12 protein-coding genes are annotated in these 9,159 nt (G+C 67.9%); 6 read left to right on the top strand and 6 right to left on the bottom strand.

Annotated features, from left to right (window positions below; all coding sequences use genetic code 11):
• The first annotated feature begins 138 nt into the window (after positions 1-138).
• From ON40_RS03740 to ON40_RS03730, 3 genes are read left to right on the top strand one after another with little or no spacing between them, the layout of a single operon-like run.
• Positions 139-1,122 (top strand): daunorubicin resistance protein DrrA family ABC transporter ATP-binding protein, encoded by a 984-nt coding sequence (locus ON40_RS03740; RefSeq protein WP_040818462.1) that lies wholly within the window; start codon positions 139-141, stop codon positions 1,120-1,122.
• Positions 1,119-1,889 (top strand): ABC transporter permease, encoded by a 771-nt coding sequence (locus ON40_RS03735; protein WP_040818460.1) that lies wholly within the window; start codon positions 1,119-1,121, stop codon positions 1,887-1,889. The genes ON40_RS03740 and ON40_RS03735 overlap by 4 nt, the downstream gene beginning before the upstream one ends.
• Complete coding sequence (locus ON40_RS03730) at positions 1,886-2,677, top strand: ABC transporter permease (RefSeq protein ID WP_051192644.1); 792 nt, start codon at positions 1,886-1,888, stop codon at positions 2,675-2,677. Before ON40_RS03735 ends, ON40_RS03730 begins: the two co-directional genes overlap by 4 nt.
• Positions 2,678-3,005: 328 nt before the next feature.
• Here the strand turns inward: ON40_RS03730 and ON40_RS03725 are convergent, their stop codons facing one another.
• Entirely contained in the window at positions 3,006-3,578 is a 573-nt protein-coding gene (locus ON40_RS03725; RefSeq protein ID WP_040818459.1) for a class I SAM-dependent methyltransferase, read from the bottom strand.
• A 54-nt stretch (positions 3,579-3,632) separates the two neighbouring features.
• Between ON40_RS03725 and ON40_RS03720 the strand changes: the two genes are divergently transcribed.
• Both ON40_RS03720 and ON40_RS03715 read left to right on the top strand, forming a co-directional pair.
• Complete coding sequence (locus tag ON40_RS03720) at positions 3,633-4,442, top strand: AraC family transcriptional regulator (protein ID WP_245567647.1); 810 nt, start codon at positions 3,633-3,635, stop codon at positions 4,440-4,442.
• Positions 4,443-4,493: 51 nt separating this feature from the next.
• Positions 4,494-5,453 (top strand): RluA family pseudouridine synthase, encoded by a 960-nt coding sequence (locus ON40_RS03715; RefSeq protein ID WP_040818458.1) that lies wholly within the window; start codon positions 4,494-4,496, stop codon positions 5,451-5,453.
• A 10-nt stretch (positions 5,454-5,463) separates the two neighbouring features.
• Here ON40_RS03715 and ON40_RS03710 read toward each other — a convergent pair whose 3' ends face one another.
• On the bottom strand, positions 5,464-5,925 hold the full coding sequence (locus ON40_RS03710; protein WP_157186183.1) for an EXLDI protein: 462 nt from the start codon (positions 5,923-5,925) through the stop codon (positions 5,464-5,466).
• A gap of 241 nt (positions 5,926-6,166) precedes the next feature.
• Here ON40_RS03710 and ON40_RS03705 point away from each other — a divergent pair, with 241 nt between their 5' ends.
• Positions 6,167-6,967 carry a CPBP family intramembrane glutamic endopeptidase gene (locus ON40_RS03705; RefSeq protein WP_083895381.1) on the top strand — a complete coding sequence of 267 codons (801 nt, stop codon included), beginning with the start codon at positions 6,167-6,169 and terminating at the stop codon, positions 6,965-6,967.
• Between the two features lie 86 nt (positions 6,968-7,053).
• Here the strand turns inward: ON40_RS03705 and ON40_RS03700 are convergent, their stop codons facing one another.
• Genes ON40_RS03700 through ON40_RS03685 form a run of 4 tightly spaced genes read right to left on the bottom strand, consistent with a single transcriptional unit; the run spans position 7,054 to position 9,105 of the window.
• Positions 7,054-7,425: a hypothetical protein gene (locus ON40_RS03700; protein WP_040818452.1), complete on the bottom strand. Its 372-nt coding sequence runs from the start codon at positions 7,423-7,425 to the stop codon at positions 7,054-7,056.
• Between the two features lie 11 nt (positions 7,426-7,436).
• Positions 7,437-7,904 (bottom strand): roadblock/LC7 domain-containing protein, encoded by a 468-nt coding sequence (locus tag ON40_RS03695; protein ID WP_245567646.1) that lies wholly within the window; start codon positions 7,902-7,904, stop codon positions 7,437-7,439.
• Positions 7,901-8,719 carry a MarR family transcriptional regulator gene (locus ON40_RS03690; RefSeq protein ID WP_040818450.1) on the bottom strand — a complete coding sequence of 273 codons (819 nt, stop codon included), beginning with the start codon at positions 8,717-8,719 and terminating at the stop codon, positions 7,901-7,903. The genes ON40_RS03695 and ON40_RS03690 overlap by 4 nt, the downstream gene beginning before the upstream one ends.
• Positions 8,716-9,105: a hypothetical protein gene (locus ON40_RS03685; protein WP_085997640.1), complete on the bottom strand. Its 390-nt coding sequence runs from the start codon at positions 9,103-9,105 to the stop codon at positions 8,716-8,718. The genes ON40_RS03690 and ON40_RS03685 overlap by 4 nt, the downstream gene beginning before the upstream one ends.
• Between the last annotated feature and the right edge of the window lie 54 nt (positions 9,106-9,159).

Genomic DNA, 9,159 nt, shown 5'->3' with positions numbered 1-9,159 from the left:
CCCGACCACCGAGTATTTTGTTATGGTTAGCCTAACCTTACATATCCGGGCCGAACTCCGTTCGATCCGAGTTCGGCTCCGGCGGTGGGTTTTCGGACGGGTAGCAGTTAGTTCGCGAAGAAGAGTTGGGAGGATCCTGTGGCTGCGGTTCCAACGCAGGCAAACGCCGAGGCCGTGGTCGTCGAAGGCGTCGAGAAACGATTCGGTGCCGTGCACGCCCTCCAGGGAGTCAGTTTCACCGCACCGGTGGGCAGCGTTCTGGGTGTGCTCGGACCGAACGGGGCGGGTAAGACGACGACGGTATCGGTGCTGTCCACCCTGGTCCGGCCGGATGCGGGGCGCGCGACGGTCGCCGGATTCGATGTGGTGCGCGATGCCGCGTCGGTTCGCGCATCGATCATGCTCACCGGACAGTACGCGGCGTTGGACGACCTGCTGACCGGGCGGGAGAACCTCGTACTGTTCGGCCGTCTGCTGGGGATGGGCAGCAAGGCCAGCAAGCAGCGGGCGGCGGAACTGCTCACCCAGTTCGATCTGGAGGAGGCCGCCGACCGGCGCGTCGGCCAGTACTCGGGCGGTATGCGCCGACGCATCGACATCGCCTGCGGTCTGGTCCGGCTGCCCAAGGTGGTGTTCCTGGACGAGCCGACCACCGGACTGGATCCGGTGAGCCGCCAAGCGGTCTGGTCACTGGTGCGCGATCTGCGGCACGAGGGCGTCACGGTGCTGCTGACCACCCAGTACCTCGAGGAAGCCGATGTGCTGAGCGACAACATCATCGTCATCGACAAGGGCCGAGTCATCGCGGAGGGCACGGCCAACGATCTGAAAGCGCGCTCGGGGCCCAGCTATTGCGAGGTCGTGCCGGTGGAGTCCTCGGACATCCCCGCGGTGGCGAACGCCATGGCCGGTCTGGGAGAGGTCACCATCGCCGACGCCGGGGACCGCGTCTCGGTGCCCGCTCCGGGCGGAGCCGCGACGTTGACCGCGGCGCTGGAACGCATCTCGGCCGCCGGAATCGAGTTGGTGGACATCGCCCTTCGCCGTCCGTCGCTGGACGAGGTGTTCGTCAAGCTGACCAGGTCCGACGCGAATTCCGACGCCGAAGCGGTGCAGGCATGAGCGAACAGGCCAGCATCGCGCTGCCACCGACCGGCCTGCAGTGGCGCACACTCAGCGGCCGCACCGTGCGCGCCGCGATCCGAGAGGGCGACCTGGCTTTCGGATTCCTCGCGCCGATGATCTTCTTCATGTGTTTCTATGTGCCGCTGCGGCATTCGATGGAGCGGTCCGGGATGAACTACGCGCAGTACCTGCTGCCGGTGATCGTCCTGCAGGGCATGTTCTTCACCGCCATGTCGGCCGCCGACCGCGCGGCCCTAGACACCTCGAGCGGAATGGGCACGCGATTGCGCTCGATGCCCGTGCGGCCCTGGGTGCCCATGGCCGCGCGGATGTCGGCCAACGCCTCGCGCGCGTTGGTGGCCATCGCCGGTGCGCTGGTGATCGGTTCGATCTTCGGGTTCCGATTCCACGGCGTCGGCACCGCGGTCGTGTTCGTGGTTCTCGCGCTGTTGTTCGCCGTCGGCGTGGTGATCGGCGCCGACGTGGTCGGCACCGCGACCGGAAATCCCGAGATCGGCGGGCAGATCCTCCTGCTGCCACAGCTGCTGCTGATCATGGCCTCGACCGGATTCGTTCCGGCGGAAGGCTTTCCGGGATGGATTCAGCCGATCGTCCGGTGGCAGCCGGTATCGGTGTGCAGTGACGCGTTGCGCGCGTTGTCCGCGGGCCGGTACGACTCGGTGGGCTCGGCGCTGGCGTGGGCGGTCGCCTTGATCGCGGTGTTCACCGCGGTGTCGGCGCGGATCGGAAGGCGAGCACGATGACCACGACGACACAGCAGAACGACACCGCGACCACGCACGCATCGCTGGTCGGGCAGAGTCTGATCCACGCCGGCCGACTGCTGCGCCGTTGGCAGCGCGAACCCGAGATCATGGTCCAGTCGCTGATCTTCCCGACCGTGCTGCTGCTGATGTACCAACTGGTGCTGAGCAGATTCCTGTCCGCGTCCTCCGGACGGGCGAGTATCGAGGGCTTCGTTCCGCTGGTCGCGGTGACGGCCACGATGTTCGGCGCGATGGCGAGCGGCACCTCGCTGCACGCGGAGGCCGAGAACGGCCTGCTGGACCGCTGGCGGGCGCTGCCGGGCCACCGGGCAGCCATCCCGGCGGGCAGACTGCTCGCCGAATGCGCGCGCACGCTCGGCGCGACGGTGCTGCTGCTCCTGATCGGTGCGCTGCTCGGGCTGCGCTGGCACACCGGTCTGTTGTCGGTGCTCGGCGCGCTGCTCGTCCCCGTGCTGCTCGTGGTGGGATTCGCGACGATGGTGATGGCCCTGGCGATGAGCCGCGCGGGCGCGAAGATCGTGGAACTGTCCTCGATTCTGATCCTGCTCGGCATGTTCTTCAATTCGGGATTCGTTCCGGTGGACCAGTATCCGGGCTTCCTGCAACCGGTGGTCCGGGCTCAGCCGATGAGTGTGGCGATCGACGCGATGCGCGGTCTCATCTCCGGCGGACCAGTGGCCCTGCCGGTGTTGTACACGGCACTGTGGTCGGTGGGACTGACGATCGTATTCGGCGGGCAGATCATTCGCAGCTTCCGCAAATAGCATCCGGGGCGGAGATAGCCGGTGCGAACAATGTGTTTCGTCCGCGCGACCGTACGGGATCGACAGGCCGAGCGGGGAGAGGTGAACCGATGACGAATCACTTCGCCTCCGCTCGGCGCGGTCAGTGGATCGCGCTGAGCGAGCGGGCGGTTCGCACTGCGCGAGCGAGATCTGGCGTTCGGATTCCTCGCCCCGATGATGTTCTTCATTTCTTTCTATTTACCGCTGCGCTATTCGATGGCGGTCGTCGGCTACGACTACGCGCAGTATTTCCTGCCGGTGATCGTCGTGCAGGGGATGTTCTTCACCGCCGTTCCCGCGGCGCGGTCTAACTCCCGGGGCGTCGTGCGCGAAAACGGAAGCTGGACAATCGTTTGTCGACCTCGATGTCGGTGAATCCGATGCGGGCCAGGCGCTCGGTGATCGTCTCCGGGGGTACCGGCACGCAGGTGTCGCCCACGTGCATCAGCCGGAACGGCAACTGATCCAGGCCGTCGCTGCCCGCGAACACTCCGCCGGGGCGCAGCACCCGCAGCGCCTCGGCGAACAGTTCGTCCTGCCGGGAGGGCGAGGACACATGATGCAGCATCGTGAAACAGACGACCGAGCTGAACTCGTTCTCCGGCAACGGCATTGCCGCACCATCGCCCTGGACCACGCGCAGCCGCTCACCGTGCCTGCTCCGCAGACCGGCCGCCAGTTCGGGATCGATCTCGACTCCGGTGAGTGTCGCCGCGCGAGCGCGCAGCGCCCTGACATCGGCGCCGTATCCGGGACCGATCTCCAGCGCGGAGTCGCCCAGATCCAGACCCGCCAGCGCCCACGGCACGATCTTCTTCACGCTCGTGCGCTCCCACAATGCGGAGCGGCACAGCACTCGATGTAGGTAGTTCATTCCCATGACTCGACGGTAGGACGCCTGAGCCGTGGCAACCAGACGCTACAGTGACAGACTGTGTCGCAAAACGGCCACGCACAGCTGCTCACCCCACCGCCGATGTCGACCACGATGATCTTCGGCGCCGGCGACCTCCCGTCCGGCCATTGGTTCGAAATGCACGAACACCCGCAGCACCAGATCGCCTGGGCATCTCGGGGAGTCCTCGCTGTCCAGATCGGCGTCGGCCGTTGGGTGCTGCCGCCCACCAGGGCACTGTGGATCCCCGGTGGTATCGCGCACCGCACGGGCACATCCCACGGAGCCGCGATGCGCGGCATCTTCGTGGAGCCGGAGCACACCCCGGTCGCCTTCACCGCGCCGACGTTGCTGCGGGTGGGCCGCCTGCTGCACGAATTGTTCGACCACCTGGCATCGGACGATGCCGACGCCGCGAACGACCGCCCGGACGCCCGGCGTGACCGGGGCGATGCCGGGCCACGCCGACGAGCGGAAGCGGTCGTGTTCGACCTGCTCGACCCCGTGGAGGTGGTGCCGGTCGGAGCGCCGATGCCGACCGATCCGCGCGCCCTGACGGTGGCACGGGCGCTGGTGCGCGATCCGGCGGACGACCGCGCCCTGCACCAGTTCGCCGCGACGGCCGCCGCGAGCCCGCGCACCCTGGCCCGGCTGTTTCTCGCCGAGACCGGAATGACCTTCGGGCAGTGGCGAACTCAGATCCGGCTCGCGGCCTCACTACCGCTGCTGGCCGGTGGTCTGCCGGTGACCCGGATCGCGGAGCGGGTCGGCTACGGCACGTCGAGCGCCTATGTGGCCGCCTTCCACCGCATGGTCGGCATCTCCCCGGGCCGGTACTTCGCGCGGTGATCACCGGCACGCCGACGCCGGGACAACGTCGTGCCGTTAGTCTCGGTACCGATGAGACGCAGGCAGAAGCCACCGTTGCCGAAGCGGCACGGACTGGACCCGGCGCGGCTGCGGCTGCCGGAGGAGGGTTCCTGGGCGACCATCCGCGATCACCTCGTGGAGCGGTTGCCCAGAGTCGCGCCCGCCCGCATCGATGAACTGCTCGCTCAGGGCGGCATCGTGGACATGACCGGCCCGATCGCGCCGGACGCACCCTATGTGCCGGGCGGGGCGGTGTGGTTCCACCGGGATCTGCCGCAGGAGACCGAGGTGCCGTTCCGGATCACGATCGTGCACCGCGACGAGGACCTGCTCGTGATCGATAAACCGCACTTCCTGTCCACCATCCCGCGCGGCAGGCACATCCTGCAGACCGCGCTGGTGCGCCTGCGGCGCGAGCTGGAACTGCCGGATCTCGTCCCGGCACACCGCCTCGACCGCGCGACCGCCGGACTGGTGCTGTTCGTGATCAACCCCGCCAAGCGCGGGGCGTACCAGAAACTGTTCGGTCAGCGCCGCGTGCGCAAGGAGTACGAGGCGATCGCCCCGTACCGTCCGGACCTGTCGCTACCGACCACGATATACAGCCGGATAATCAAGGAACGCAACATCATTCGCGCCTTCGAGGTGCCGGGTGAGCCGAATGCCGAGACCCTCGTGGAACTTCTCGACCACCGCGACGGGCTGGGCCGCTACCGCCTGAGCCCGCACACCGGCCGCACCCATCAACTCCGCGTGCACATGAACGGCCTCGGCATCCCGATCCTCGGCGACGATTTCTTTCCGGAACTGACCGAACGTCCCATCGACGACTTCACCCGGCCACTGCAATTACTCGCCGCCACACTGGAATTCACCGACCCGGTGACCGGGGCAGCCCGCCGCTTCGAAACCACCCGAACCCTGCGGGCCTGGACGGATCCCACCGGCTGGTCGGCCGGGCCGCCCCCGGAACCGCACCGCGACAACTGATCTCGAATATTCAGATGTCGAGGTATTCGATACGCGGCTGCTCGACCACCGCGACCACGCGACGGTGCAGTTTGGCCGAGAGCAGTCCGCGCAGATCGTCGAGGGTGTCCACGACCTCGACCTCGTAGTCACCCCAGGTCGGCTCGGCCTCGAGATCCACGCCGAATCCGCCGCCGCCCAGCATGCTCAGCCAGTTCTTCCAGTTGCCCTGGAAATTGGCCCGCGACGCCATCTCCGCCCAGTCGAACCGCTGCCGCTGCACCACGAATTTGCCCGAGCGCCCCTGGTAGACCTTGGTCACCTCGACCTCGCGCTTGCCGAATTCGCGCCCCTGGACCACGAATCGGCCCTCGAAGCGTTTGGTTCGTGCCCCCGCGGGGCCGTCGGCGAGTTCGACGGTGGTGAATTCGGCCGCGGCGTCGGTCGAATCCGGGGTGTCGGCCGAGACGGGCTGCTGCGAATCGATGGCCATGGGTTTCACCTTCCTGAATTGATGCATAGATGCGCATCAAGTGATCTGTTCGAGGCACGGGGGACCGTGCGATCGAGACTCCGGCGACCACCCGCAACATCGCGGGCTACCCAACGTCGAACTGTCACCTTGTCTGTCGACCACTATACGTAGACGTATACATATAGCGCAAGGACTGTTCGGGACCACGTGATCGATGGAATACAGCGAACTCTCAGCTAGCGAACGTAGACTGGCCTCGATGTCTCGAAACGATAACGGCAATACGCCGGTCGCGACCGACTCCGGCGCGGGCGCGCACACTCTCGCCGAACCGCCCGCGACCGCCGGACCGGTTCGGCGGCTCCACGCCTACGTGGACGTGGCCGTCGTCGTTCTCACCCTGGCGGGCACGAATCTGATCGCGCACTTCACCTCGGCCTGGGCCAATATCGCGACCGTCCCGGTAGCTGCGGTGGTGCTGGTGCTGCTGATGCGCCGACGCGGCCTCGGCTGGGCCGAACTCGGCCTGTCACCGCGACATTGGCGACGCGGCACGCTGTACGCGCTGGGCGCGGTCGGGATCGTGCTGAGCGCGGTGGTGATCGGGGCGGCGCTGCCGATCACGCGGCCGTTCTTCCTCGCCGATCGCTATGCGACCGTCTCCGGCGCGCTGATCGCCTCGATGATCGTGATCCCGCTGCAAACGGTCATCCCCGAAGAACTCGCCTTCCGCGGCGTCCTGCACGGCACACTCGACCGCGCCTACGGCGTGCGCGGCGTATTCGCCGCGGGCTCACTGCTTTTCGGGCTCTGGCATATCGCCTCCTCGCTCGGCCTGACGCACGGCAATCGCGGACTGAGCGGAATTCTCGGCAGCGGCCCGGCCGCACAGATCGCGGGAATCGCGCTGGCGGTCCTGGCGACCGGCGCGGCGGGCGCGGTCTTCACCTGGCTGCGACGGCGCAGCGGCAGCCTGCTCGCGCCGATCGCGCTGCACTGGTCGCTCAACGGGGCCGGCGCACTCGCCGCGGCGGTGGTCTGGCACACCGCGCTGCACTGATGCCGAAACCGAAACGAGGGCCCGGGATCCGTCATCGGACGGATTCCCGAGGCCCTCAGCGATTCCCGCGGGGTCGGACGTGCGGATCACACCTCCAGGTCCTCCTCGATGCCCTTGAGGCGGTGCCGGGCCAGCGCCAGGTTCGCCCGCGCCCGATCCGTGGCCAGATAGAGGAACAGGCCCTGGGATTTGCGGCCGGTCATCGGCCGGATGATGTGGTACTGGCCGGACAGGGTGATGAGGATGTCCTCGATACTGTCGCTGAGCCCGAGCTGCTCCATGGTGCGCAGCTTGGCGCGCACGACCTCGGTGTTCCCCGCCGCGGCGACCTGCAGGTCCAAGCTCTTGGAACTACCGAGCATGCCGAGCGCCATACCGCTGTTGTAATCGACGACGGCTGCTCCGATCGCGCCGTCGATCGCCATCATCTCCTTGAGCGCCAGATCCAGATTGGACATATGTGTTCCTTTCAGTGGGTGTTCGTCGGCTGGTCTTCGTCGGAAACCGCGAGATGGTCGGCGATCGCGCGAGCCACCGGCCGTGACTCCAGATGGAGCCGGCCGACGTTCACCTCCGCACTCGCCAGCACGGTCAGCGAGGTCCAGCCCGCCGCGTAGACCACGACGTGCCCGCCGGTGCCGCGCACCACGACCTCGTGGAATCCGCCGCCGTGCGCGGTGGTGGCGAGCCGGTGTGACAGCGCCAGCTGCGAGGCGGCCATCGCGGCCATCGTCGAAGGCTCGAGGTGTTCGGGCAGATCGTGCGCGACGAGCAACCCGTCGCTGGAGGCCACCAGCGTGCCGGTCAGCTGCGGGACGCGATCGCGCAGTGCTTTCAGCTCCGCCAGCACCGCGGCGTTCGGTTCGGGTTCGGACATCGCCACCTTCGTCAACCTTCCCTTCAGTGCTTGACCGAGCAGTTTCCTGCGCGCGGTCATGCGAGCTCCGCCAGAGCTGCTCGCAGACGCAGGAGTAGGTCCTTGTCGACCGGCTCCCAACCGTCCGAGTCGGGAATCGGCTCGGACCGCCGCGGCGCGCGGCGAGGGAGCGGCCCGGACCGGGCGGGCGCGCGAACGGCCGCCACCGGCTCAGCGTGCACCGGCTCGGCCGTCGTGACCTGGGCAGGCGCCGCGACCGGCGGCTCGATCAGGCCCGCCGCGGTCAGATCCCGCACCGCCTCCAGACAGCCATAGGTGGTGCGGCCGAGGTCGCGGGCGATCTCGGTGACGCTGCGCCGCGTGTCGGCGGCGGCCAGCACCTCGGCCTGGCCGCCGGTGAGCACCACACGCCGTCGCCGCACGCGGTGCACCGGCACGACCGGAGCGCGGTCGACCAATTCCGCAGGCCACGGCCCGGATTCCGGATCACCACGTCGGGCACACTCGTGTACCAGCGCGCGCGGAGTGATGTGGCAGATCGGAGCGAGCCAGTGCGGCGGCGCGGGCCGGAATTCGGGGACCGACGGGGAGGCCAGCAGGAAATAGGCGGCGTCGAACGCCGACAGCAGTGCCAGGGTTTCCAGCCTCGGCCGTCCCAGCATGTGGCCGGGATCGCCGGTCGCGGCCCGCTGCCAGTCGTCCGTGGTCGCCACACCCGCCTCCACGACGAGACGATCCAGCCCGACCGTGCGGCGGCAGTCGACGGATGCGATGGCGCCTTCGGCCAGATGGAACACGCCGTCGCTCGCGCGCAACATGCCGGTACGTCGTTCCTGCTCGAGCCGCCGCAGTTCGACCGCGAGCTCAGCGGTCACGACCGTCCGTCCAGTTCGCCCAGAATCCCCCGGAGCTGGAACCGCGCCATCGCGAGATTGCCTGTGTCGCCGTCGAACAGCACGTGCACGAAGAGGCGACCGTCGAAGTCGCCGTTCAGCAGATTCAACAGGTGATAGGCGCGGGTGCCCGAGACGATGATCTCGGTGACGTCGTCATCGCCGCCATCGGGGCGGGTCGCCAGCGCGGCGCAGCCCAGTACGGCACGGACCACATCGGTGGTCGCCGCGGCGTCCTCGTGCTGATCCACCAGATCGTGTCGACCGGCCGCGGCGATCGCCAGACCGCTCGCGCCGTCCACCAACGTCACGCTGCACGCACCGGGAATGTCCATGATGCGGCGCAGACAGCCGTCAATATCGGTCACCGTGCCCTGGCCTGTCTGTCGTGTGAGATTTTCAGCAGACCAGACGGTACACAC

The organism is Nocardia jiangxiensis NBRC 101359 (assembly GCF_000308615.1).
Classification (GTDB): Bacteria; Actinomycetota; Actinomycetes; order Mycobacteriales; family Mycobacteriaceae; genus Nocardia; species Nocardia jiangxiensis.
Note: the sequence above shows the minus strand (reverse complement) of the source record. Positions and strands in the feature narration are given on the sequence as shown.

Excerpts from the sequence above, each read along its gene's own strand:
- ON40_RS03710 (WP_157186183.1), bottom strand. The coding sequence starts at position 5,925 with ATGGCCATCGATTCGCAGCAGCCCGTCTCGGCCGACACCCCGGATTCG.
- ON40_RS03730 (WP_051192644.1), top strand. The coding sequence starts at position 1,886 with ATGACCACGACGACACAGCAGAACGACACCGCGACCACGCACGCATCG.
- ON40_RS03735 (WP_040818460.1), top strand. The coding sequence starts at position 1,119 with ATGAGCGAACAGGCCAGCATCGCGCTGCCACCGACCGGCCTGCAGTGG.
- ON40_RS03705 (WP_083895381.1), top strand. The coding sequence starts at position 6,167 with ATGTCTCGAAACGATAACGGCAATACGCCGGTCGCGACCGACTCCGGC.
- ON40_RS03700 (WP_040818452.1), bottom strand. The coding sequence starts at position 7,425 with ATGTCCAATCTGGATCTGGCGCTCAAGGAGATGATGGCGATCGACGGC.
- ON40_RS03695 (WP_245567646.1), bottom strand. The coding sequence starts at position 7,904 with ATGACCGCGCGCAGGAAACTGCTCGGTCAAGCACTGAAGGGAAGGTTG.
- ON40_RS03715 (WP_040818458.1), top strand. The coding sequence starts at position 4,494 with ATGAGACGCAGGCAGAAGCCACCGTTGCCGAAGCGGCACGGACTGGAC.
- ON40_RS03725 (WP_040818459.1), bottom strand. The coding sequence starts at position 3,578 with ATGGGAATGAACTACCTACATCGAGTGCTGTGCCGCTCCGCATTGTGG.